Origin of the sequence: Levilactobacillus mulengensis, from assembly GCF_003946045.1 — a bacterium.
Taxonomy (GTDB): Bacteria; Bacillota; Bacilli; order Lactobacillales; family Lactobacillaceae; genus Levilactobacillus; species Levilactobacillus mulengensis.
In genome coordinates this window covers 1-22,710 of sequence record NZ_RHNW01000019.1, presented here as the reverse complement: position 1 = coordinate 22,710, position 22,710 = coordinate 1, and the positions used below count along the sequence as shown (strand labels likewise).

At 43.2% G+C, this 22,710-nt stretch carries 38 protein-coding genes and 2 tRNA genes; 10 read left to right on the top strand and 30 right to left on the bottom strand.

The genetic code is table 11. From position 1 onward, the window contains the following. The 4 genes from EKM84_RS12685 to EKM84_RS12670 are packed head-to-tail and all read right to left on the bottom strand — an operon-like array spanning window position 1 to window position 3,701. A complete protein-coding gene (locus EKM84_RS12685; protein WP_125766078.1) occupies window positions 1-1,362 on the bottom strand; it encodes an anti-CBASS protein Acb1 family protein in 1,362 nt (453 codons plus the stop codon). 16 nt (window positions 1,363-1,378) lie between these two features. After that, a complete protein-coding gene (locus tag EKM84_RS12680) occupies window positions 1,379-2,716 on the bottom strand; it encodes a PBSX family phage terminase large subunit (RefSeq protein WP_225418204.1) in 1,338 nt (445 codons plus the stop codon). Then, window positions 2,700-3,452, bottom strand: coding sequence for a phage terminase small subunit (terS, locus tag EKM84_RS12675; RefSeq protein WP_125766077.1), 753 nt, complete (start codon window positions 3,450-3,452; stop codon window positions 2,700-2,702). Before terS ends, EKM84_RS12680 begins: the two co-directional genes overlap by 17 nt. Window positions 3,453-3,494: 42 nt before the next feature. Then, window positions 3,495-3,701, bottom strand: a complete 207-nt coding sequence (locus EKM84_RS12670) for a hypothetical protein (RefSeq protein ID WP_125766076.1) — start codon at window positions 3,699-3,701, stop codon at window positions 3,495-3,497. A gap of 281 nt (window positions 3,702-3,982) precedes the next feature. Here EKM84_RS12670 and EKM84_RS12665 point away from each other — a divergent pair, with 281 nt between their 5' ends. The 3 genes from EKM84_RS12665 to EKM84_RS12655 all read left to right on the top strand — a co-directional run bounded on the left by EKM84_RS12665 (window position 3,983) and on the right by EKM84_RS12655 (window position 5,968). Continuing rightward, window positions 3,983-4,189, top strand: a complete 207-nt coding sequence (locus tag EKM84_RS12665) for a hypothetical protein (RefSeq protein WP_086231924.1) — start codon at window positions 3,983-3,985, stop codon at window positions 4,187-4,189. 155 nt (window positions 4,190-4,344) lie between these two features. Further along, window positions 4,345-4,791, top strand: a complete 447-nt coding sequence (locus EKM84_RS12660) for a universal stress protein (RefSeq protein WP_069360247.1) — start codon at window positions 4,345-4,347, stop codon at window positions 4,789-4,791. A 232-nt stretch (window positions 4,792-5,023) separates the two neighbouring features. After that, window positions 5,024-5,968 carry a beta family protein gene (locus EKM84_RS12655; protein WP_015474111.1) on the top strand — a complete coding sequence of 315 codons (945 nt, stop codon included), beginning with the start codon at window positions 5,024-5,026 and terminating at the stop codon, window positions 5,966-5,968. A gap of 37 nt (window positions 5,969-6,005) precedes the next feature. Here the strand turns inward: EKM84_RS12655 and EKM84_RS12650 are convergent, their stop codons facing one another. The 23 genes from EKM84_RS12650 to EKM84_RS14230 form a co-directional block, all read right to left on the bottom strand. After that, window positions 6,006-6,584, bottom strand: coding sequence for a sce7726 family protein (locus EKM84_RS12650; RefSeq protein ID WP_125766075.1), 579 nt, complete (start codon window positions 6,582-6,584; stop codon window positions 6,006-6,008). 238 nt (window positions 6,585-6,822) lie between these two features. Continuing rightward, window positions 6,823-6,896, bottom strand: a tRNA-Ile gene (locus tag EKM84_RS12645). A 104-nt stretch (window positions 6,897-7,000) separates the two neighbouring features. Then, window positions 7,001-7,066: transfer RNA gene (locus EKM84_RS12640), tRNA-OTHER, on the bottom strand. Window positions 7,067-7,147: 81 nt separating this feature from the next. Then, on the bottom strand, window positions 7,148-7,615 hold the full coding sequence (locus EKM84_RS12635; protein WP_097545830.1) for an ArpU family phage packaging/lysis transcriptional regulator: 468 nt from the start codon (window positions 7,613-7,615) through the stop codon (window positions 7,148-7,150). 94 nt (window positions 7,616-7,709) lie between these two features. Beyond that, a complete protein-coding gene (locus tag EKM84_RS12630; protein WP_125766074.1) occupies window positions 7,710-7,925 on the bottom strand; it encodes a hypothetical protein in 216 nt (71 codons plus the stop codon). An 8-nt stretch (window positions 7,926-7,933) separates the two neighbouring features. Beyond that, complete coding sequence (locus EKM84_RS12625) at window positions 7,934-8,128, bottom strand: hypothetical protein (protein WP_125766073.1); 195 nt, start codon at window positions 8,126-8,128, stop codon at window positions 7,934-7,936. Further along, entirely contained in the window at window positions 8,109-8,519 is a 411-nt protein-coding gene (locus tag EKM84_RS12620; RefSeq protein ID WP_225418203.1) for a YopX family protein, read from the bottom strand. Before EKM84_RS12620 ends, EKM84_RS12625 begins: the two co-directional genes overlap by 20 nt. 168 nt (window positions 8,520-8,687) lie before the next feature. After that, window positions 8,688-9,095 carry a hypothetical protein gene (locus tag EKM84_RS12615; protein ID WP_125766071.1) on the bottom strand — a complete coding sequence of 136 codons (408 nt, stop codon included), beginning with the start codon at window positions 9,093-9,095 and terminating at the stop codon, window positions 8,688-8,690. Between the two features lie 158 nt (window positions 9,096-9,253). Further along, complete coding sequence (locus tag EKM84_RS12610; protein ID WP_125766070.1) at window positions 9,254-9,730, bottom strand: hypothetical protein; 477 nt, start codon at window positions 9,728-9,730, stop codon at window positions 9,254-9,256. Further along, window positions 9,714-10,010: a hypothetical protein gene (locus tag EKM84_RS12605; protein ID WP_125766069.1), complete on the bottom strand. Its 297-nt coding sequence runs from the start codon at window positions 10,008-10,010 to the stop codon at window positions 9,714-9,716. The genes EKM84_RS12610 and EKM84_RS12605 overlap by 17 nt, the downstream gene beginning before the upstream one ends. Before the next feature lie 150 nt (window positions 10,011-10,160). Further along, window positions 10,161-10,379 (bottom strand): hypothetical protein, encoded by a 219-nt coding sequence (locus EKM84_RS12600; protein ID WP_125766068.1) that lies wholly within the window; start codon window positions 10,377-10,379, stop codon window positions 10,161-10,163. Continuing rightward, window positions 10,376-10,816, bottom strand: coding sequence for a VRR-NUC domain-containing protein (locus EKM84_RS12595; RefSeq protein ID WP_308439874.1), 441 nt, complete (start codon window positions 10,814-10,816; stop codon window positions 10,376-10,378). Before EKM84_RS12595 ends, EKM84_RS12600 begins: the two co-directional genes overlap by 4 nt. After that, window positions 10,809-10,991, bottom strand: coding sequence for a hypothetical protein (locus EKM84_RS12590; protein WP_125766067.1), 183 nt, complete (start codon window positions 10,989-10,991; stop codon window positions 10,809-10,811). The genes EKM84_RS12595 and EKM84_RS12590 overlap by 8 nt, the downstream gene beginning before the upstream one ends. 2 nt (window positions 10,992-10,993) lie before the next feature. After that, a complete protein-coding gene (locus EKM84_RS12585; protein ID WP_125766066.1) occupies window positions 10,994-11,716 on the bottom strand; it encodes an antA/AntB antirepressor family protein in 723 nt (240 codons plus the stop codon). Between the two features lies 1 nt (window position 11,717). Further along, window positions 11,718-12,572, bottom strand: coding sequence for a DnaD domain protein (locus tag EKM84_RS12580; RefSeq protein WP_125766065.1), 855 nt, complete (start codon window positions 12,570-12,572; stop codon window positions 11,718-11,720). Window positions 12,573-12,615: 43 nt separating this feature from the next. Beyond that, a complete protein-coding gene (locus EKM84_RS12575) occupies window positions 12,616-13,554 on the bottom strand; it encodes a recombinase RecT (protein ID WP_125766064.1) in 939 nt (312 codons plus the stop codon). A gap of 2 nt (window positions 13,555-13,556) precedes the next feature. Continuing rightward, window positions 13,557-14,444 (bottom strand): YqaJ viral recombinase family nuclease, encoded by an 888-nt coding sequence (locus EKM84_RS12570; protein WP_125766063.1) that lies wholly within the window; start codon window positions 14,442-14,444, stop codon window positions 13,557-13,559. Further along, window positions 14,444-14,656: a hypothetical protein gene (locus EKM84_RS12565; protein WP_125766062.1), complete on the bottom strand. Its 213-nt coding sequence runs from the start codon at window positions 14,654-14,656 to the stop codon at window positions 14,444-14,446. The genes EKM84_RS12570 and EKM84_RS12565 overlap by 1 nt, the downstream gene beginning before the upstream one ends. A gap of 163 nt (window positions 14,657-14,819) precedes the next feature. Next, a complete protein-coding gene (locus EKM84_RS14455) occupies window positions 14,820-14,942 on the bottom strand; it encodes a hypothetical protein (RefSeq protein WP_263853640.1) in 123 nt (40 codons plus the stop codon). Next, window positions 14,939-15,115, bottom strand: coding sequence for a hypothetical protein (locus tag EKM84_RS14235; protein ID WP_159074711.1), 177 nt, complete (start codon window positions 15,113-15,115; stop codon window positions 14,939-14,941). Before EKM84_RS14235 ends, EKM84_RS14455 begins: the two co-directional genes overlap by 4 nt. Before the next feature lie 12 nt (window positions 15,116-15,127). After that, a complete protein-coding gene (locus EKM84_RS12560) occupies window positions 15,128-15,460 on the bottom strand; it encodes a DUF771 domain-containing protein (RefSeq protein WP_086231639.1) in 333 nt (110 codons plus the stop codon). 4 nt (window positions 15,461-15,464) lie between these two features. Further along, window positions 15,465-15,962: a transcriptional regulator gene (locus tag EKM84_RS12555; protein ID WP_125766061.1), complete on the bottom strand. Its 498-nt coding sequence runs from the start codon at window positions 15,960-15,962 to the stop codon at window positions 15,465-15,467. Between the two features lie 62 nt (window positions 15,963-16,024). Continuing rightward, window positions 16,025-16,195, bottom strand: coding sequence for a hypothetical protein (locus EKM84_RS14230; RefSeq protein WP_164511402.1), 171 nt, complete (start codon window positions 16,193-16,195; stop codon window positions 16,025-16,027). 155 nt (window positions 16,196-16,350) lie between these two features. Here EKM84_RS14230 and EKM84_RS12550 point away from each other — a divergent pair, with 155 nt between their 5' ends. Next, window positions 16,351-16,599: a hypothetical protein gene (locus tag EKM84_RS12550; RefSeq protein WP_086231641.1), complete on the top strand. Its 249-nt coding sequence runs from the start codon at window positions 16,351-16,353 to the stop codon at window positions 16,597-16,599. On the opposite strand, the gene EKM84_RS12545 is transcribed toward EKM84_RS12550, so the two are convergent. Further along, on the bottom strand, window positions 16,588-16,773 hold the full coding sequence (locus tag EKM84_RS12545; protein WP_125766060.1) for a hypothetical protein: 186 nt from the start codon (window positions 16,771-16,773) through the stop codon (window positions 16,588-16,590). The genes EKM84_RS12550 and EKM84_RS12545 overlap by 12 nt on opposite strands. Window positions 16,774-16,847: 74 nt before the next feature. Between EKM84_RS12545 and EKM84_RS12540 the strand changes: the two genes are divergently transcribed. After that, window positions 16,848-17,228 carry a DUF2513 domain-containing protein gene (locus EKM84_RS12540; protein ID WP_125692866.1) on the top strand — a complete coding sequence of 127 codons (381 nt, stop codon included), beginning with the start codon at window positions 16,848-16,850 and terminating at the stop codon, window positions 17,226-17,228. Here EKM84_RS12540 and EKM84_RS12535 read toward each other — a convergent pair. Both EKM84_RS12535 and EKM84_RS12530 read right to left on the bottom strand, forming a co-directional pair. Further along, a complete protein-coding gene (locus tag EKM84_RS12535; RefSeq protein WP_041815519.1) occupies window positions 17,225-17,422 on the bottom strand; it encodes a hypothetical protein in 198 nt (65 codons plus the stop codon). The genes EKM84_RS12540 and EKM84_RS12535 overlap by 4 nt on opposite strands. Then, entirely contained in the window at window positions 17,422-17,709 is a 288-nt protein-coding gene (locus tag EKM84_RS12530; protein ID WP_263853639.1) for a helix-turn-helix transcriptional regulator, read from the bottom strand. The genes EKM84_RS12535 and EKM84_RS12530 overlap by 1 nt, the downstream gene beginning before the upstream one ends. A gap of 121 nt (window positions 17,710-17,830) precedes the next feature. Here EKM84_RS12530 and EKM84_RS12525 point away from each other — a divergent pair, with 121 nt between their 5' ends. The 5 genes from EKM84_RS12525 (at window position 17,831) to EKM84_RS12505 (ending at window position 22,585) form a co-directional block, all read left to right on the top strand. Beyond that, the gene (locus EKM84_RS12525) at window positions 17,831-18,172 is read left to right on the top strand and encodes a helix-turn-helix domain-containing protein (RefSeq protein WP_043022771.1); all 342 of its coding nucleotides are present in this window, start codon (window positions 17,831-17,833) and stop codon (window positions 18,170-18,172) included. Between the two features lie 5 nt (window positions 18,173-18,177). Next, the gene (locus tag EKM84_RS12520; RefSeq protein ID WP_164511401.1) at window positions 18,178-18,585 is read left to right on the top strand and encodes an ImmA/IrrE family metallo-endopeptidase; all 408 of its coding nucleotides are present in this window, start codon (window positions 18,178-18,180) and stop codon (window positions 18,583-18,585) included. 12 nt (window positions 18,586-18,597) lie between these two features. Further along, window positions 18,598-20,073: a DUF4041 domain-containing protein gene (locus EKM84_RS12515; RefSeq protein WP_125766058.1), complete on the top strand. Its 1,476-nt coding sequence runs from the start codon at window positions 18,598-18,600 to the stop codon at window positions 20,071-20,073. Window positions 20,074-20,142: 69 nt separating this feature from the next. Then, window positions 20,143-20,529, top strand: a complete 387-nt coding sequence (locus tag EKM84_RS12510; protein ID WP_125766057.1) for a hypothetical protein — start codon at window positions 20,143-20,145, stop codon at window positions 20,527-20,529. Between the two features lie 913 nt (window positions 20,530-21,442). After that, window positions 21,443-22,585 (top strand): tyrosine-type recombinase/integrase, encoded by a 1,143-nt coding sequence (locus EKM84_RS12505; RefSeq protein WP_087612876.1) that lies wholly within the window; start codon window positions 21,443-21,445, stop codon window positions 22,583-22,585. Window positions 22,586-22,710 lie beyond the last annotated feature (125 nt).

Genomic DNA, 22,710 nt, shown 5'->3' with positions numbered 1-22,710 from the left:
CTAATCACCGCCATGTTCTTTGCGATAAGCCTCAACTACCGCCCGGCGCTCGTCATCACTCATACTGTCCATATCAACGGAACCATCCGGGTCCATGCCACTGGAACCAAAACGTGCCTCTCGAACCTCTTCAGGTCCTTGTACGCCGTTCTGGATGTAAATTTGGTCGGCCTGAGCGTTTGCTAAGCGAATCTGCGAATCGGTTTGCGAATCAACCGACCATAGCGGGTTAAATTCGATGGACCAGTTAACGGTGTCGGGGTCTAGCGATCCGCCGCACTCATCACTGGCTCGCATAAGCAATTTGAGCAAATATTCCAGCTGTGGTCGCATCTTGTTCTCTTGGTCCGAAGCAATGCGGCTATAGTAGTTCATCACATCATACTGTGCCCCAGTCAGTGTCCCGGCCTCTTGGCCTTTAAGAACCGACTTAGGCATGCGGGCCGCGCCGCTAAGGTATTCCCACAAGAAATCAAGTAGGCTGTCAATGCCACCGACGTTGGTTGACTCCTTGGTCAACTCGTCCTTGTCACTAATTAATGCGGTGGACTCAGTTCTAAACTTGGACGAAGCAGCCGCCCCGACCTGCAACAGCTTATCGGGGCTCGTGTCGTCAACCGATGGAGACTTGAAGACTTTGAAAACGTAGTCGTAAAGAATCTCACCAACCGAGTAGAGCCCTGTATCCATCGTCATTAAGATGTCGTAAATGGTCTCCAATAGCGAGACACCTTCCGTTTCATCTTCGAACCGCAGTTCTTGTTGGCGAAGCAAACGCGACTTATCTACCTGCTGTACCCCATAATAATTTGACCCTTGCACGTCAGCGGTTCCGTTGTTGATCTGATAACTTAGAGCTTGCCCGTAAGTTGGTGAGAAGACGTCATCATCGAACTTGGTCTCGTTGACCTTCTTGGAGCTAAACGCCGTAAGAAATGGGATTCGCAACAGTCTGTCCGGGTTCAAAGGGTCCTCAAGTCCATAATTCCAGCTCTCGGTCGTACTGATAGCAATATACCCCGCTCGGTAAAGCCGTGAGTATCGGTAAAGGTCCTTGAATCGTTTCTGAGCATTCAGTTCATTTAATCGTGCCTCATACTTAGCTGCTAGGGCATTGTCGTCCATCTTGATATGCCAGCCATTACGGGTCATATCCTCAGCGGGAATGTCCACGATGTTTCGGGCCATCGAATTACCCCGATACAGTTGCTCCAACTCGTAGTTGCCCAAATGGTGTCCTATCCCCGGTTGCTGCATGCGGAAGGGGTCTGGGTGTCGTGTTCCTGTCGTTGGTGCCTGCTTGGTCTGCATAAAGTCCATAATCAACGGGTTACCATCAAGTCCCACAATATCTTTGCTCATTCACTCACCTCCTTGCTTATACAACGCCGAAGCGCTTCTCTAGTGATTCGTATTGAATAATGTACTTTTCTAGTCCGTATCTAAGTGCATCAATAAAGTGATTATTGGCGTCTACCGGCTTATTCAACCAGTTTCCGTCCTTATCACGGTCAAAAACGTACGTGTTAAACTCTTCAATCGCATGCACACAACTAGGCAGGATATGGATTCGATAGCCCTGCAAGAAGTTGATTCCATAGTCGATTGAATCAGGGCCTTTAATCGACGCATGCATACGCCGCACGCCTTTAGCCTGTAACTCATCAATCAAACGGAGTTCAGCGCAGTCAGCGCCAATGTCTGATTTCAGATAGTGGTTATCGTCCAACCAATCGAAGATGTCCTGTGTCGTCATGGCCTTCTGATACAGCTCTTTAAAAATCCAGATATCCTTGGTCTCACGATTAATAGCAGCTTCAGCAAAGGTCGTGGGGTCATGAGTGAACCCAAAGTCCATTCCATGCCCCACGCCATCCGACTCTGCTACTACCTTATTGACGTCAAAGTCTTCAACAACCCAGTTTTCAAATACAAGTCCCTCAGCAACTCCCCATTTGCCGTCACAGACAATCTGAGCCCGTCTAGGGTTAGTTCGATACAAGTCTAGGTATCTTTGCCTATCTTGCTTATCAAGCCACTCGTTGACCCTAAAGGTAGTCGTTCGAGCAAAGACATCTGGCTTACGTGTCTCCGGGTCAAAGAACATTGGTTTCAACCAATGCCGTTCCGACCAAGGGTTAAAGGTTAGCGTGATTTGCTTGAAGAACTCCTTCTTCCACTTCTCCCGCTTGATTAGCTCGTCAGCTGGGACGTACTGGTGCTCAGCGTAGGGATCATCTAAACTCCCACGGATTGACTCAACGACGGTTTCAAACTTGTCGCTGTTCTCTATCTCGTAGGCTTCTTCAAACCAAGCCCAGCTGAGAATTCCCGTATCCACGTCCACTGAGGTGACCTTCAGTGGATCATCTAGTCCACGGAAAATAATCTTCTGGCCGGTAGGTAGGTACGTAATCTCTGGTTTTCCTTCGTTGCATTTGAAAAGGCGACTAACCCCAAGTCGGTTAATCGCCCATTTTAAAACTGTGTAAGTAGAATCGTGATTAGTATTGGAGTAACGGCGAACAACTAAGAGATTTGCCCAAGGGTACTTCATCAGCCTATAGATGAAGTTCAGTGCAGTCGTCCGAGACTTCTTAGATCCACGAGAACCTTTGACCACTCGATAAAAGTGCCGATCACGCCAAAATTCATTGTAGCCATGACCAATCAGGTACTTAATCTTTATCTTCGGCTGCTTAGCTGTCATTACCATCGGCATTCCCTCCAATCTCTTCATCATCTTCCGGTACGTCATCAACGAATGTCGGTAGTGGTAGGTTATCGCGGTCGCTGTCACGCTTAAGCTGAGCAACTTCTGCTTTAGCCTTGTCAACTTGGGCCTCCATCAACGTGATACGCTTGCGGCGGATGTCGTTTTCATCAGCAATCGCTACGAACTGCTTGATCAAATTGCCCAGCGTACCCATTGCCCGGGACTGTGCCGCCATAAAAGTAGCCTGTTTGTCCCATGCATACTGCACGTCATAGGTTGTTCCCATGCCTGAACCAGAAATCTCATCGCTTAGATCATTGTGATCGTTAACGTACATAATTTGCTGTGCCCTGATAATTGCCGTGTACTGCAGCGTGATGTTTTGCCAGATAATATCTGCCGGCGATTGTTGCTCCACAACCTGCAGAATATCGCTGGTATCATCAGGGAGCCACTTAGCGAACAGGCCATGAGTGACCGCATTATGATTGTGCGGCGGCGCCCCGCCATGGTTACCAACTGCATTATGATTCTCGTGGAGTGAATCGTAACGCTCCGTTTGAATCGGAGCGCTCCTTTTCGCGTTCTCGTCCCAATGGTCCGTCGATTTCCACTTACGGACCGTCGAAGCGGACACACCCAGCTCTGCGGCAATATCTTTAAGCGGCTCCTGTTTCCCGGATTCCAGCCAAATCGATTTAGCCTTGTCCCGGTCTGGATTTCTTAGTCTTGACAACCGTGCTCACCACCTCCCCACATCCGTGTTGTTTTGTAATTACTATTGGTCTCCATCTGATGATGCTTTTACCTTTTGGGCATCCTTTCCCAATCTTTCTTCAACAGAAAAAGCACCACTCTTTTGCGAGTGATGCTTTGCATACTGCTCTCTGACCCACGGGTCCAAATCGCGTTCAATTTTATGGCCCGTTTTAGACGCATATGAGCCGTTTTGCCAATACATGGGTGTTTGGTTGTGTTTTACCATAAGCAGGCCAACCACCCTATCAGGATACCCACAGCAAGCGCCGTAAGTCCCACTATCAAATCTTCAACACTTCGTTGCCACATTGGGCATCCCTCCTTCTATCTATTTAGAAAAATCATTATGTTGCTAATGGTCTAAGCAACATCATAAATTTGCACCATCAGTTTTCCTTTGCAACACAGGTATCCATAATTACGTCATCTCTACATACTTTATAAAATCATAAAAAGTGGTATTCTTATGATGATAAATTATTCAATATTAAGGGAGGTTTTTTCTATATGGAAGAATTAACAACTGAAATAAAAGTAATCGACAACATTCCGCTTTGTCTACGTGAAAAAGGTTGCACATCGATTATCGAATTCATATCCAAAGATAAAAATAAGGAAATCATTAGCCAATGCGAAATATTTTTAATTAATGGTGTGTGGAAGAAACAATCACCAGATGACGATACAGATTACATTGCTATTCCTGGTCAATAGTTCATCAATCCAAATAGGCGCCCCCTGGGGTGCCTATTTTTGTGCGGCTGACAAGGCCAAATTTTGTATTTACCATCTGGCCCATGCTGGCCACCTCCTACTGTAATAGTGATATAATTTAGTTGTATAAATTATTAATAAAGGGGCAAATGGTTATGTATAAAAATATCCTTGTACCTGTAGATGGTTCAGAGAACTCTCAGCGTGCTTTAAAACATGCAATTGAATTGGCAAAGTTAAGCGGTAGTAAACTCATCCTAGCGCATGTTATCGACATGAATGGTGTCTTCAACTATCCACAAGCTACCACATCTAGTGCAGTTAAAGACCTGGTTTCTAACTTTCAAAAACAAAGTAGCATTATTTTAAATCACGCCAAGAATCAAGCAATGGATCTAGGCATTGATGCAACGACCATTCAAGCTTCTGGATCTGTTAAGGAACAAATTGCTACAACAATTCCTAACGAATATGATATTGATTTAATTGTTATTGGTAAAACAGGACGTGATGCTCTTTCACGTCTAGTCTTAGGTTCTACAACTGCCTATGTTGTACGTAAGGCTAAAGCCAACGTGACTGTCGTAAACATGGATGATTAGGTACCCAAAGACTGGCAGACTGGCTTTGGCTGGTCTTTTTATTTTAGGCAAAATAAAAACGCCATGCTATCTAGCACGACGCTTCACTTATCTAGGCGATCCTCAATCTCTATTTCTTGTCTCGTGATATATCCGTATTTTTGATAGTCAAGCAGCTAAAAAGAAAGCGATACCAAATCCTTGCTTAATATGTATTATCACACGATAATACACATATAAGGAGGAGATACTAATGTACATGCCAGCACTAAAAAATAAACAAGGCGAGCTGAGAGCTTTACAACAAGCCGAACTAGATGATATTCAAAACATTCTTCCGTTGCTCCAAATAAACGAAGCCACTGAAGATGTTTTAACAAAAATATCATCTAAATATAATGGCAAATTTCTTATTGATACCCGTGAATTAGAGGGATCTGACATTAAATATTTGCACCAACTGATTTCAGACAATACTGAATTTGATAAAATAGAAATTGCCTTTCCTGCATCGTTGCTGGAATCAGAAGACGTGTTATCTGAAATGGGTTCAATTGATTATATTGAAGTTAATAAAGACTATCTTGAGAATCCTTTTTTTCTCAGTTGGCTTAAATCTCACATATCCCAAATACCTAATAATATAATTTTAGATCTCGGATATGTTGATAGTAATTATCTACAAGAAGATATAGAGCTTGTTACGTCGTTTCTTACTATTTTTAAACATGCTTCTAAAAGAGTGTTTATTTTAAGTGGTTCTATTCCTGCAATAATCCCAACAAAATCTACCGAAAATTATGAATGCCCCCGTTTTGATTATGAACTATTTAAATCTATTTCAAGAGATTGTTCAAGAGATTTCGAACTATCTAATTTAGAAATTAATTTTGGAGACTACACAACTGTATCGCCAATACAAATAGATTATACCGATAAAAAAATTATATCTAATGTTCAGATAAAATATACAACGTCTGACAGATACATCTTAGTTCGCAATGGTCAAAGAAAGGGAAACTATAATCTTTCAGAAGTATGTGACGAAATAGTTAACTTTGCTAACTTCAGTAAAACACATTGTTGGGCAGATAGATATATAGCCGATTTACGCGACTCAACTGACACCAATCGTGGCAACCCTTCTACCTGGGCCTCTTTAGGGATAGAGCATCACATTGTTTTGTGCGCTGAGTAAATTAGAAGAGGAGCAATATGCAACGGTCGATTGCGTATTACTCCTCTTTTAGTTTGGCACGAATAACTCCCTTTAGAGTGCTTTTTTGATATTTACTAAGTTTGCTATCTAGATAAGCAATCAGATCATATTTAAACATACCATTGACCGCATCCCTATTTAGTCCTGCTTTTGCATAAAAATTGTTATCGAGAATTATTTTTCTCAATTTGGATGATTCTAATAGGCCAGTAAATGAAACAAAATCAAGATTGGGATTCAACTTGGCCACTCTTTTGTAATTTAAGCTAACTTTATTTTCTCTGTTTCGTCTTGCCATGATTATTCCCCAATGATCGGGCACTATTTTGGAGACTTCTTCTATATACTTTTCGCCTGCAACTATGCAATTTCTTTCAAAGTTAAGGTCATATTCTCTAACTTGATTTTCTAATCTATTCAACGAGTCGTAATCGCTTTTAATTTCAAAAGCATTGACATGACCATTTATTGCCACTAAGTCCGCTCTAGATTTTCCAGAATATGTTGTATATTCATCAAAGACTCTCGCGTTCTTGTACGCCGAAACCATCTTTCTTAATACCGCGCGAATATCCTTATCATCAAGTTTATTCAAAGATATCTCCTCCTCGAAAAACAGAATACCATATTACTGTTTTTATTTTCAAGAGTATATGGCACGCTACTCACTTCAATAACTCTTTATCTCAGTCACCTCATATATGTACAAAAAAGGAGCCGTTTGTGGTAGGGCGGCTCCTCAGACTAATTTCAAACTAACTGAGAGAAGTTTTCACCTCTTTTCAGATTAGTTTTTATGGCCCAGTGTTAAGCAAAAATTTGTTTAGGGTCAATGGACCTTGTAGGATTCGAACCTACGACCGAACGGTTATGAGCCGTCTACTCTAGCCGACTGAGTTAAAGGTCCAAAAGACCGGTTATGCAGGCCGGCCAATTTTATGCAGGAGTTTGGCGAGCTGAACATGCGTTTAAATGAAGGGGAGTCGCCTCCCAATTTGTAATGCTCGCCAATGCACGCAGCGGGATTCGAACCCGCGTCAGGCAATTACTGTCTGCTCTGCTATTGAGCTATGCGTGTGTTTCTTAATTCTTTCGATGATACTAGAATAACCCTTAAATATGGCTAGTGCCTGCAGACTGACTGCACAAAAACTGCATTCAAACTGCATCAAAACTGCTTTTTTTAAAAATATGGAGATCATCAAGCATGTAGCAATCGGCAAACTGTAATAGTGCTTTTGGCTTCCAAACGTGGAAATAGCTGGACTCAGAAAATCCTAAGTCCATAAAGCACATGGTATCTGATAGTTCTTGTAGATATAGTTCATCTAAGATATTCTGGCAATCTTTATCACAGTGTTTAATTGCTTGGATTGTCCGTTTAACGACTTCTTCGGCATATAGTCGCCGCACAATTCTTGAATCTGTCGCATTACCTGATGGCTGAGATTTTGGCATTCCATCATAGCTAGGTGATTTTAAGTCGCTCATTGATTGTCCACTGATACGAACCATCTTAGGCAATACTACGGATAAAAAGTGTGTCACGTTTTGCAAAGTTGCTCCAACATCTACCTCTGGGAAGAGACTTCCCATGTTCATATTGTCAAAATCTAATTCAGCCAACCCTTTCAGCCCCTATCAATGGTATAATTAATTTGTTGACCATTGAGTAAGAACGAATTGGGTGAGGGCTGTTGCGTCAGCCCTTTTTTGCTATCTAAAATGGCCGTGTAAGCTCGTGTAGCACGTTATTAAACTCAGCATTGCTCAGCATACCCAAAGCAATGTAAACTTCCTTAGGCACGCTGTGATCACTTAATTTTGATTGAAACTCGGCTAGCCCCATCAATACATCGCCCTCTGGTACCAATGATTCCAGATAGTGAAGCAGCATACGTTGGTTACCGTTCATTGCGTCGCGTTTTTTATCCATACGTCCTCCTACATAAACATCGTCAGCTCATGGATAACCTGGTTGCGTTCTTTCGCCGACAGCTTGTTAATCGCGTTGCGTTTGCTGTTGCTAAGATTGTTAAAGTGGTTGCCACACCACACTAACGCCTGTGCCACATCGCCACCATAGCTTGCCATGCCTTGCAGCACGTAATTGCGATACTCAATCTGTTCGTGTGTCATGCTGTGCCTCCAATAGTTCTGGGTTCGTATGCACATTGCCGACAATATCGCAATCCATATGTGTTTCACTTAAATCGTAAACAATCCCCAAATAATCGTTATCCAATTCAAATTTGCCTTCATCGAAAATAACTTGATAAGGTGCATCATCTGGATCAAGTGACACCAAATCATTTTCATAAATATCATCGCCATTGGCATCTTTCAGGCCGGTATATTGCTCCAATTTAAGCAGTCTATTGTCTCCAATAGGGCCATCATTTCCACCTTGCACATTACCATCAGCAGGACTAGCTTCAACCCAGTAAGCCTTGCCATCTATAAAATCTATACAGTCGACTTGTAGCATTTTATGCTGCGTTTCGTCCCACACTCTGAATTTTGGTACCATCATTCGCCCTCCCAATCTCAACATCACTCGGTGCCACCTCGATATGCCTATGACTGCCTTTAACTTTTACCATCGCTAACCGCCTATCACCACGAGTAATCCAGCATAGCCATGTGGCCGGTTGCTTAACGTGATGGTGTCGGTGGTAGCATACCTTATCGCCGTACTTCACTGTTCTGCCTCCCGTAGCTTCACTCGCATGCAGCGCACCCAATCTTTGTCGCGGCCCATAACGCTAGCGACTCCTTGATTGTTAGGCCGATTCATGTGTTTGACGTTATATTTTAGCTGTGTTAATTCATCTGGTGTGGCTTGGTAATCCAATTCGTCACGTCTTCGCATTCTGCCACGTAATTTCTGGATATATTGAGGTGTCCTGGACCGTTCTTGTGAAATATATTTGTTGGTGAATCCGTGTAAAATCATGTGGCGTAGGATCTTGTTTTCTGCCGTGTGTCCTTCCTCAGTTTGACCGCGGATTTCTTTTTTAACATTTTCCGGCCACTTATCTGGATCATCACCATAATTGGCGTAAGCAGCTCTAATTTCAGCTGCCATTTTCTTGTTTAGTGACATAACTTTTACTCCTTATCAACAATTTTGAACGTGATTTCTCCTGATTTTTTAATCATTTTTGTTTACCTTCCTTAGCCTCAGCTTGGTGTTCCCGCGCGTGTTCCGCCATACGACGCTTCTTCTTGCGCATGGTGGACTTTTTCGTGTGCTTCCGTTGCTTACTCATCAAATACCTCCTCACTTTCTCTGTGAGTTTTCACAATCGCCCACAGTATTTCCGCTGCGGTTCGTTCTCGATGCAGTCCAACTCTCATGCGGTCAATCTTAGGTACTAACCGTTTCCAGCTCTTGTCGGGGCAAAGGATCATATCGACTCTTTCCGGAATAGCTTGCTGCTCCACCAGCTGCTGGGCCAGTTCGGGCAAACACACCAGAAAATTTTTATCACCGTAGAAGGTCAGCCCATGTCCAGATGTGAAATCTGCCATACTCGACTTGACCTCATAGAACTCAAATTGTCCTAATTCCACTGCTACCGCCTCCGGGGCACCCAATTTCGAATGGAACCCAACGAAGTCTACCCGCTTTTTGCCGCCATCGAAGTTTACCTCAGGTGACCAGTACATGTTTTGTGAATCAAGCCGTTTCTCAACCAATTGGCTGAGTTTCGCTGTGATATCAGGCCGTTTGCTCATGATTGTCCTCCTTAGCCTTAAGCCACTTGGTACGCGTGATGGCGTGCCAATCTTCATAAGGAATCGGCAGCCCTTCACCAGGCACCCGGTCCCACTCAGGCAGCCGCCACCAGATTGTGTGACTATCACTTGTAACGATTACATAGGCTCCGTCTACCGGTAACGGCTCGCTTTCAGCTGTTTCCTGTACCGTTCCAGGTAGCCAACAGTAACCCTCATCAGACAGTAGCTGCATTAACTCGCGGTACTGTCGCTTACCTTTAACCATGTAAGACTTCATCTTTTGATTACCTCCACATGCCAGCCATTGATGACTGGCTTTTTCTGTTGCCACAAGGCTGCCTTCACCTTCCATGTAGGTGTATGCCCCAGATAGTGGGTCCTCGCCCATGAAAGTTGACACTCGTGACAGCCCATGCTGCTCGTCAATCTAACTCGCAAAGTGATCACTTGAGTCGGGGTCGCGGTACAAGTTTTCCATCCCCAAGAAGTCGGCGATGTCAGCCAGCAGCTCGAAGTTCTCATCCCGTAACTCATCGAAACTAAGGCTGCGAATCTTACCGCCACTATCGATGTCAAATGGCTCACTTTTCTTGTTGTTCAGGTCCATCAGCTTGGCTAATGCCAGGCGTACATTTTCAGGTTTCATTTTTTGTCCTCCGTTCGATTTAGTCCCCGCTGCACAATCATCAGCGCCTCTTCAGGGCTGCGGGCCACTCCGTAGATGACCGGGTCCATAGCAACTTCCTTCGCAAAATACTCTTGTGCCGGGCGCCGCTTCCCCTTATCAGTCTTGACTTCGATGAAAAACATCTTGCCATCTGACTTGCGGTATCCGCATAGGTCCGGGAAACCCTTCTCAGGGCCAGCGCTAAAGAACCGTCCGTCTTTCATGGGTACCCTACCGACGTTGATACGCCATACCTGACATCCATTTATCGACAGCATAGCGATGATTTGCGTCTGAATGACATGTTCTGGACCCGGTCCACGCTTTTTGTGCTTGAGTGGCTTGACTATTTCCTTATCACCATCAGGGCTATAGCTTCGTCCTTGTGGAATACCACCACTAGGATACTTAATCATGTGGCGCCTCCTTGCGTTCATAGCTCTTTTCTAGCTGATAGAGGACTAACTCGACAGCTCCCCATTCCAGCTGACCACGAACACGACTATGCTTTTCTAAGCTTGGTCCATACCAGACATCGGTTCCACGATTACTTTGCTCCTGCAGGAGCTTATGTGCCTCTTCAAAAGTCATCTCTAGGCCTCCTGAGCAACTGGCAAGTCGCTGCCCATTTGCTTGATGACTGCCAGCGTCGCGGTAGATGGCACCCAGTCGCTGATGTAGTCCGACACGTCGTCGAAGTATCCCTCACGAATTTGTGTCCGCGTCTTGACGTGAGCCACCTCACAGACACCCCTGTTGATGTCACGGAACAGTTTTGAACGTTGCGAGTTACTCAGTACTAGGTTGTGCATCCCCATGTAATCGCGTACCGCACGGTTGATACGACGTCCCAACCAGTTATACTCGCCAGGATCCAGCTTTTGATTCTTCTCTAGGTCAGTTAGACGGCTTTCAACGTGATCCACACGTTGATTGGTATCCTCGTTACCCTGCAGCAGTAACTTAATCTGTTCACGCGGCGTCACTGGTAACTTGTTCGTTGATTCCTGTTTAGCTAACTGCTTTTCAGCTGAGATAAAGTACCGTCGTGCTTGCTGGCCTTTCTCAGTCCGTTGAATCATGGCGAGCTCTTTAGCCATGTCTAAAGTCATCGCATATTCGATGCGAGGCCGGCCACCATGGCTTTTCGCCGAAATTGGCGTAAAGTCTTCACCTTGGGTAAAACCGTAGTCAGTCATATCTTTGAACCAGTTAGAGAAATCCTTGCCAACTTCCAAGAAGTCGTGGAGTCCTCGAGCGTTAACCGCGACGTTGTCGCTAGTGGTGCCTGTGATTAAATCTCGTAAACTTGTCATACTATGCCTCCTGCTTTTTATTTCGTTGCCGAAGTTTCTGAATCCGCGAATCTAACTCCGCCTGTTGCTCAGCACTAAGCTTCTTAGCTGGTGCCTTGGGCTGACCACTATCCCGTTGTGCCCAGTCCGGCAAGGTCTCCTTGGCGTGCGCTGGCTTAGTGTTCGAGCGGCGACCATTAGCCATACGCTGGTCGTGTTCCTCAGCCGCCTTCTTGGCCTGCTCAAGCGTGGTGATGTTACGCTGCTGCCATCCATCGATAACTGCACGCAGGTATTTAAGCGCTCCACGCGACTGAACATCGTGCTCTCCAGCAATCTGGATAGCGTAGTCGATGATGTCAGGTGACAGTTGCTCAAGCCACCCGTTAAGCTCTGGTAAGGCGATGGCATTTGGAAATCCCCAGAGGGCCGTCCACTTGTCGAACACGTTCGAGCGAGCAACCACGTCATCATCTACATCTTTTTGTTTAGTCTTGTTTAGTTTAGTTAATGCTCTACTACTGCCTATAGAGGTGTCTCTACTACTGTCTCCCCAGTTGTCTGTGTGATTGTCTATACTATTTGTAGGCAGTTGTTCATACAGCTTAGGAAGATGGTAAATTGCAGCTTGATTACCTGTTCGAGATTTCCAATCGATGTACCCCTTCTGCTGAAGAAGATTACGTGCTTTATAGAAGTTGGCTTCTTTAATTCCAGATTTTTGGCATAACACTGATGAGGCTACCGTGAACGTTTCAGACCATGCGGTCTTATTGTTTATGGACATTAGTGAGTACCATAAAGCAATTTCCGATGATTTGAGGGGTTCGACTTCGAGCCGATCATAGAATGCCTTTATCTGAACCAAATAATTCAATTTGCCACCTCCTTACGCCGCCCACCCACCGCTTATAATCTATTTACTTCTTACCGTTGACGGCATTGAAGATATCTTGCTGCTCCTGACTAGTCAAATCAGTATTTTCGCTATCTGACTTTTTGGTATGCTTGACAGGCGTGGGCTTGTCTTCTGATTTAGCACCATCGCTGTCATCACTTGTGGCATCATCCGTAATGTCTAACCGGTCTTCTACTAACTGACCATCATCTGACAGCTCTTGCGGCTTCTCGTCCTTGCTGACAGCGTTTTGCATTTCGATAGATAAGATACCCCAGCGGCCTAGCATGCTCCGTAGAACAGTTTTAGTAGCCATTGCATCGTAGTGGTCACGCCATACACCAGCAAGTGCTCGCTTGTCCTTGGCCTTATTATTGGCGATTCGATGAGCTTCAACCTGATCACGCGTCCAGTAAACAGTCTTGGTGAAACCGTTCAGTAGTTCAAAGTAGCCAGCGTAACCAACGACTTTATCTGATGTCTGCTTAGAAAAGTCATACTTGAGTTCTTCTGCCAGCGGGTCCCATGAGATAAAGGCGCCTTCGGGAATTGGAGCAACGTTCAGCTTGTGATACTGACCTGAGCGTTGCGCCAGTTGAATATATCCCTTATACCCGATGATGAGTTGTGCCTTTTTCTCGTAGTGTCCCGTTTCTTTATTCTTGGCTTTAAATGGGACGATATAGGCATACCCAAGATTGGGGTCAATAGGAAGGTCCAACGTTGCGGCGACCATTGCACTCGTCATGATAGACATTGGTTGAGCATCCGCTAGGTATCCGTTGGAATTGACGACGTTAAGAACCGAACTAACGAAACCTGAAGACTTATCTTTCAAGACGTTTTGAAACTTGGCTTGAATCGTCGGTGATTCAAGTAGAACCTTGATTGATGCATTCTTAGCATTAACTTTTTGAGGCTGAGTGTTTAAAGCCTGGTTTAAAGTATTGTTAGTAGCCATTCTTATCTCTCCTTAATCCGCAACACGCGGTTGCCGCGCTTGTTCATCCGATTGGTCACAACGAAGTTAGTCGATGTACCAACCTCGGTCGCAAGCATTGCCGCTCGGACCTTGTTTTCAGTAGTTTTGATGTCGTTGGTGTAGGTTTTAAGCCCTTCTTTGAGCTGTTCACGTTGAGTAAGTAGCTTGTCCAAATCATCGTCTAAGATGACTGGTTGGCCCTCAGTCTCGTGATGAAGCTTATTTAAGACGTTGGTAGTTGAATCGGAACCATCAATCTCTGGCGGAATGCCTTGGATGATATGCTTCTCCCACCAGTCAATAAGTTGCTGACGCATAGTAGCAATTAATTGGTCGTCCCGGTCAATTCGCTTAGTCAAGAAGTGGTGACCGCCAATTAACGTGGCAAAGTAGCAGTAAGGACGATTAAGAACCATCATGTAATGTTGAACTTGTAGCAGGTAAGCGGGTGGAACTTCGTCGTCCGTCCACTCTGAAGACTTGAACTCCATAGCTGTTTTGATTTCCAAGAATCCGGGTTCGCCAACGATATCCCGATCGATGTCTGCCCGAAGGAAGTCATACTCAGGGTCAACAAACGTTTTGTTTTGACGGTGTACCTTCTTGCCGGTTTGGCGCTGAAACTCCTGAGCTAAGATAGGTTCCATGATGTTTCCCCAATGAGTAAACTCGTTTCCAGTATCATCGATAGGCAATCGACCAGTCTTATCAGCCCATACTTCATATGGAGACCGCCAGCTGTTGAATCCTAGGATAGCTGAGGCATCAGAACCGCCGATGCCTTTGCGGCGATGTTCCAACCACTGGTAACGATTCATTTTGTAGGTCATCTCGACCTTGGGACGTGGTCTTTCTTTTACTTGGTCCATTATTTTTCCTCCTCAAGCTCTGGCTGCCAAGCAACCAGCTTGTCATTGATACTATAAAGCCGGTCAATTTCTTCATCGTCCAGCCGATTGTCTTCGGCTAACCGCTGAACCTCTTGAAAAAGTTCGGATTTAATATCCGCCAGCTCTGATAGGTTAGAAACGCCAATTGGCTTTGGCATAAAAGTTCCTGGCACATTTGTCATCATGTCCATGAGATTACCTCCGATTTTCGTAGGGCCGTGCTTACGACTTGCTTTTTAACACGTTTCATAAAGCCTTCATCCGTGTCGATGCGTTGGATGCTTGGGTCTGGCTGGTTAATTCGTGTGACAGCTTGCTGACCAAACTTACGGTCATACATGTACGAGGTACCTCCTAAAGCCATTGCCATACGCCACCTTTCGGAGTAGAATTAACGCTAAAGAAGTATGAGAGATACTTTTTATCTTCGAGTTCTGACGGCCAGGTCAGGGCTCTTTTTTTATGCCAAATTTTCATTTTTTGTCCTCCAATCCAAAATAGTCATTACGCCAAGACTTCCAGCCACCGACCGTCTCAACGTGTTTACGGAAGCGGTAACCGGCGTAGAAAAGGCCCACAATACTGCCGATCCACGTGGCTGCTTCACCAAAATAGAAGCACCAAAAATCGTAAATGCTTTGCAAAATCATTTTTCTTCCTCCTTACCACGGTAATTCTTCCCAGTGACGATCTAAGAAATCTGCCATGGGACCAGCCTTGAACAGCCAACGTGAGCCTTTTCCTGTAGCCTCATGAATCTCATGTCGGTCAATCATGTCTTGAATTTCGCGTGAATAATGGGGATTGTATAAAACGTTGTCCTTAATCCAGTCCGTTGACTTTTTCCCGGCCCATTCACGTAAATCCTGCATGGTCCAAGTTCGACCTGTAAGTGCCTGACTGCGAAGACTATCAAGTTCATCCCGTTCAACTAGCTCTAAGCTATCTGGTACCACCGCCCGAGCCTTAAATTCAATTACCTGTGGTGCTTTCATCTTGTCACCCTCCTACTCGTGCATTGGCTTCGTCAAAAACTTGATGGATATCGATTCCAGCATATTCTGCTTTGGCTACAATATCGGTGTTTTCAGACATGATCTCTTCGGCATACTCTTTAAAATAGTCTCGTATGAGTAAGATTTGCTGTGACGACCGAGCTTCCGGTTTAGTCGTCATGGCCTGATCGAACGCTTCTTCTAATTCACGCCGATCGTCCTCTTCTTTGCGTTGCTGGAAGAGTGTTGCCATAACATCGTCATAACGTTTGCTGCTCTTCAAGAAAGAAAGAACACCGTAATCCTTACGGGCGCCAGAGAATGCCAACAAGATACTATGCAGCGCGTGTGCCAACCCAGCTCGCATCCCCTTGTCGCCAGTACGCTGCCCATTCGCTAAACGGGTCAGTTGACCATCGGAGATATGAACTTTTTGAGCGACGTCCCTACGCACCACTCCTGCCAGATCCAAAGTTAATTGTTCGGCAAATTTATTCTGCATGCTGTCACTTCCTTCTAACTGTCAATTTGATGTAAGGCATTTGACAGCCATAATCGTTATACTTAAGCCATAGCTTCAAAGACTTGGTCAGCTGTCTCATTAGCAATTTGTGCCTTAGCAACCACAACTAAGTTTTCTAATAGCTGATCGTTATCAGCTGTTAGTTCTTCAATGAACTTAGCTGGATGATTTGACGTGCCAGCTACCATTTCAATTTTTTCTTGCCGTGTCATTTTGACACCTCCTATTAGTTTGATGAGTAGTTTCCAATCACAAGAATTAGTAATCCTGCTGCTAGAACTTGGAGCATAGTGTCACCCCCGTTCTTTGGAAAAAATAATATTAGTCACCTCTTTTGGTACAATTAGTGCGTAAGGAGGTGATAATCATGGAAAAAGCAGAATTTGAAGAGCGCTTCAACAAAATTGTTAAAACTGCCTTGGACGACCAGAATACTGAAAAGTTTGTATCAACAATTGGAGATTCCGTAACCGAAATCATTAACAATAATTCGGATAGTAATCTCATAGCATCAAAGATCGCCACTAAAGTTAGCAGCAGCTTTCAAGTATCCACTCTTCGAGCAGTTCATAACCTTCTAGAAGAGTTCTTAGTTGACGACACATCAGCTAAGTAATTCTTTCTCTACGCTTCTCATGCTTTGCCGGATGTCATTTTTGACTATTTTGGACAATTCATCCGATGACAATGACGTTTCGTGACGCTCTTGGTTACTAGCGATAACCTTGAGCGTTTTATTTAAGCTACGAAGTTCTGTAAGAACTGCACTTTGGAATTCTTCTTTCTTCATCAGCTCACCTCCTCAGGCTACCGATATCACTCACCTTCTCTGGTACAATTGATACTTGAAGGAGGTGATAAATTATGAAACTTAATCATGAATGTGTCAGAGATTTGCTCTTACTATTAGAACTCGTTCCTTATGACGGCGGCTCGGAATCGGACTTGCAGCAAGTAATTGAATCCTCTAATATCTCTGATCTTTTTGACCTAGATACGTTTTACTATACTTTTATCGAACTGATAGATGGTGGCTTCGTTGATGGCAGAAAGTATCAACAGATGCCTGATGCTTATGCCTTTACGAAGATTACGTACAAAGGTCATGAATTTCTCGACAATATCCGAGATAACACGAATTGGGAGGAAACCAAATCTACAATTGCTTCTAAGATGGGTTCTGCTTCATTAAACATTTTTAGCTCAGTTGCAGCTAAGCTAATTGAAAACAAATTCGGTCTTTAGCTTTTTAATTTAATTTCTACACCGTCCACTAGTGCAAACAGATTATCCTTTGCTAGTGGATATTTTTGTTCAATTCGTTTCATCTCACTATCAGTAAAGGTAACTGCGGCAAACAAATTATCATCAACAGAGACATTTACCAAGTGATTAAAACCACCTGACTTGTAAAAATGAATCACTTCATGTTTCTTCATCAGCTCACCTCCTCAGGCTTTTTGATACTATTTGTATCAAAATTAAGCAAAAATATATCAGGAAATAGGATTGCTAAATCCTTTTCAAAGAAATTAGCATATTTAACAGCTAATTTAGCGCTCGGATTCGTTGCACCGTTTTCAATTTTTCTAACTGTTATTTCAGCAATACCAAGTTCGTTAGCAAGTTCTTCCTGAGTAAGACAAGCTTCTACACGAGAACTTTTTAGACATTTTCGAATCATTTTTTTCGCCTCAATTCCGATACATAACGTATCAACAATCATAATGATACACGATACATTACGTATCGTCAATAGAAAAAAGGTACTTTTTGTATCTTTTATTGAACCAGATACTTTTTGTATCTATAATGATACGTATAATATCAATTAAGGAGGACTATTAATGGCTTCTTCTACTTTTGGAACTCGTTTGAAGTACTTGCGCAATCAACTCGATCGAACGCAAGATGATGTAGCAAAAGCTATTGGAACTAGTAGGGCTGCATATTCTCATTTGGAAAATGGACGCAACGAGCCCGACAACACAATGCTTATAAAGCTAGCTAACTACTATGGAGTAACAACTGACTATCTTTTAGGTCACAAAGTTGACCTCGGTGATGTGCCCGTTGCCGCCCATATTGATGGCGATCTAGCTGATTTAACCGAAGAAGAACGCCAAGAAATAAGAGACTATATTGAGTTCAAAAAGGCGCAGTACAAAAAGCGTCATGAAAAGGACTGAGTTTATTGAATAGACTTGAAACCTTAATGGCGCAATATTCGGAAATTGCTTTTAGCTTCAAGAGGTTACCAGTGCGCCTGAGCGGCCTGGCAATCGGTGATGAGGTCGCCCTTAACGAAAGAAAAACACCCGACCAACTATGTCAATGGATACTAGAGGAAATTGGTCATGTTGAAACTTCGGTTGGCGACATTACCGATTATAGATCGTTAGAGAATATGAAACAGGAACGACGGGCTCGTGTTTGGGGATTTACTCACTTGCTGACACGGGCTGACATGGACCGTTTACGTCGCGAATATGCGTGTGAGGAGTCCGACTATCCAGCGGCCGATGATGTTGGCGTTGAACTGCCATACCTGCATGAAGTTGGTCTTGCATATGGACTGCACTACAAACATGTTTTAGATTGAAGGGACTACGAGATGTCAATAAGGGATATTTTTCGAATATCTGAATTCAAAAAACAGATCATTCATTTAAAAGAAGCTAACGAAGCTTTATCAAAGAACAACTTAGAACTGGAACAGTCAAAAAAAGAAATGCTTATGAATAGCACCCACTTAAAGTCACAAATTCAGACAGCTCTTCAGAAAAATAAAGAGCTGTCTGAAAAGGCCAGCCTCAAGCTATCTCTTCACGAAGCTGAACCAATAAAACTTGATAAAATTATAACTCTAAAAACTGCAAAGCTGTCTAAATTATCTGAAGGCGAAAAAAAGTTGCAATCTACCTTCCAAAAAATCATTGCAACAAATAAGTCCGAAGTTAAGGAGCTTAAAAATGAGATTGGTCAGCTAATTGATCAAAAAGAAAATATTCGGGCAGATATTAGCGACCTTGAGCCTGATTTAGAAATGAGTTCGTACGGCTTATACAGGCCACAATACGATTTTTCAACGTCGTTAGAATACAAAGACACGCTTATAAATTTGCGTGAGCAACAGAAGGCTATGATTAAAGATAAGACAGCGGTTACTTATAATCCGAATTGGATAGTCAACGATAGCAAAGCCGAAGGCAGAAAAATGACTCGAAATAGCATAAAGTCCATTCTTAGAAGTTTTAATAACGAATGCACTGAGGCTATTAATAAAGCAACCTATTCTAACTACGATAGAATAAGTAGGCGTATCACGAGATCGTTTGAACAACACAATAAGATGTACAGCGTTGATGACGTCGCTATAAAGATTGATTATCTTAACTTGAAGCTAGATGAATTGAACCTTGCTTTTGCTTATCGCCAGAAATCCCAGGAAGAAAAAGAAATTTTACGTGAGCAACGTGCCCAAGAGCGTGAAGAAAAAGCATTGCAACGCGAAATTGCTTCAAAACGTAAGAAAATCGACAAAGAAATCAAACATTATACTCAAGCAATTCAAGAACTAGAAGAAAAGTCTAAAGAAGAACCCTCTAACCAAAACTTGCTTGCAGAAATTCAAAAGCTTAAAAACGAACTAGAAGCACAGCAGAACCAAAAGACTGAAGTTGACTACCGCGAGCAGCATGCAACTGCCGGGTATGTCTACATTATCTCCAATATCGGATCGTTTGGTAGAAACATTTTTAAAATTGGTGTGACACGTCGATTAGAACCTATGGACAGGATTAATGAACTAAGCAGCGCGTCAGTCCCTTTTAAGTTCGATGTGCACGCTTTAATTTTCAGTGAAGATGCTTACAAATTAGAATCGGAACTTCATAACAAATTCACAGGTAATCGTGTCAATAAAGTAAACAACAGAAAAGAATATTTCTCTATAACCATCGGAGAGGTAGAGAACGAGCTTAAAAAATATAAAGATATGACAGTTGACTTCAGAGAAAAGCCTGAAGCGAATGAGTATCGTGAAACCCTAGCATTAGAAAATAGTATTGGCAATGCTACGCACGGTTAAAGCATTGTTTAATTACTGTGTCCACACCCGATGACGTTAAAAGCTGACTACATACCACGGGAGGAAATTATGAAGGAACATAGGATCCTATCTCTTATAGTTACAACAATTGCTTTCGTTTCTGTATCAGCAGTAAGCTTGACTGCTCATGCAGCATCTACCTCACCATCTAGTCTTCGTGGCTATTATATAGGTGATAATCACCTTTTATGGGTAACCAAGAAGTCACTACATGAAGGAGCTCCACAGGCCGATGTGTATTCGTACCATATTCGTAGCGTCTCAAAAAGTGGTAATACTTATAAATTCCGAACTAGTTTCACATTAGGAAATACAATTTATCCGACCATTAAAATTAGAAAAACGGGCTACCATAAGGTGCGTTTAGTTGGTATGGCATCGATGCACAAAGTTACAAAAGCGCACTACTACCGCTACGCTAACGGGGGCTACTAATTTATGAAAAATCGAAATATCATTACTGCATTTCTGGTACTTTTCTCACTAATTATAGTATTTGCAACTAGTGATAGTGCTTCTGCTTCATCTATTCCAACCGGTCATGAACGCTGGGTAACTCTCACTCGTAATGTGAAAGTTTACAAATCATCTAACAATCCCAATGTCTGACAGCTATTCTGTCAGTACCTATACTGCCATTGTTACAAAATCTATCCGAATCTATCAGTACACTAAGGGTACCATGTATACGCCATCTCATCGCGTTCGTAGTTTTAAGCTTCACCGTGGCCAAATTATCCACATAAAAAATGGAACCTATACGAATTGGAAAGTATATGGTCGCAAATACGTAAACAACAAGCATTATGAAACTGGTAGTAACCGTTTTAAAGGATGATTCACGAGCTACTAGTTTAGATTAATCAAATACATCTATCGGGAGGAAATTATGAAAAAAATCTGGATCACCCTCGTTTCAGCAATTGCTTTAACCATGTTTATCAGTACCTCAGCAAATGCCAGTCACTATAAACGTGCGTATGTCACTCGCAACATTACCGTATATAAATTCATCCGAGGTGATTGCTATGCAACTAATCGCCTGGGTCATCATCTAAAATTACATTATGGAAAAACTATCCATGTTGCGCCCTTCTATCACATGGGAAAGGACGGCTATTTCTTGAAAGTAAACGGCCACGGATCAAAACTATATTATGCACGAACGAACAGTTCTAAATGGTTTACACGACATTAACAGCTTCTGTCTGGTGACTCCCCTCGGTTCGATTCCGGGAGAAGCATTGTCCCAAAAATAGTGACATTAAAAGATAAATATGTACTTGGGCCCGTTCAGGGCTTTTCTTTAATCGTCACAAAGAACACACGTTTGTTTGGAGGAGTGAAAATGGCAAGTATTACCAAGCGCTACGGTAAATGGCAAATACGCGTATCCTATAAGGATAAGGACGGAAAGTATAAAACTGCTAATCAAGGCGGCCTAGCCACCAAAAAAGCCGCCCAATTACTGGCGGCAGATTGGGAAGGAAAAATATCACGAGGAGAGCCTTTAAAGGGTGAAAAAGCGTCTCACCTCTTCTCAGAGTACTTTCTGAAGTGGTTCCGGGATTTCAAATTGGCTAAGGTCTCCCCTCGGACCCAAAACCGATACATGATCACTTACCGTGAACTCAAAAAATACTTCAAGACCACAAAAATCGAAAAGGTAACTCGACGTGACTATCAGAAATTCATGACCACTTACGGCAAGAAACATGCCCGGGATACCGTCCACAAAGTTAACACCTTAATACGGGCTTGTGTTAAAAATGCCATCTATGAAGAACTAATCGTCAAGGACTTTACCGATGGAATTGAGCTAGTATGGGACGACAGTCGCACCCACAGGATTGACTACCTGAACATGAAAGAGACTCAGACACTGACCGCAGCCATCTTAGAGAATCCCAGTCACAATTTCACCTCACGTTCCATGATTCTAACAGCGATACTCACTGGAATGCGACTGGGAGAGATTCAGGGATTACAGTGGAAAGATATAAATTTGAACTTCAAGGCAATTTCTGTCAACCACGCCTGGAACGAATCCACCAAAAAGCAGATTCCCACTAAGACAGCATCGTCCGTCCGAGTGATTCGGATCAATCAGCAACTTACTAACGTTTTAAAAGATATGCAGGAACACAAGCGCGATGAATACGTCTTTACTAATCAATACGGGACCATTCCAACATCTAATGCGGTGAATCAGACACTGAGAAGGCTCCTAAGTGATCTTGATATTGCCCGAAATGGCTTTCACTTTCATTCCCTTAGACACACTCATGTGGCCTATTTACTCGCTGAGGGTGTCGACATTTATGCTATCTCTAAGCGACTTGGACATTCTGACCTCGGGACCACCACTCGAATCTACTCATACCTCATCGACGAGTATCGTGCAAAAACTGATAATGAAATTGAAATTGCTCTCGACAAAATCACGAGTCTAAAGGATTACACCGCACAGGACAGTGCAAAAAAAGTGTAAAGAAAAATCATTTTCCTATGTTTTTCTATGGATACGAAAAAAAGAGGAATCCCTTTAAACGCTGATTTAACGGGATTCCTCTTTATCTAAAACTTTCTAATTGTTTCAATAATGCCCCGAGCAGG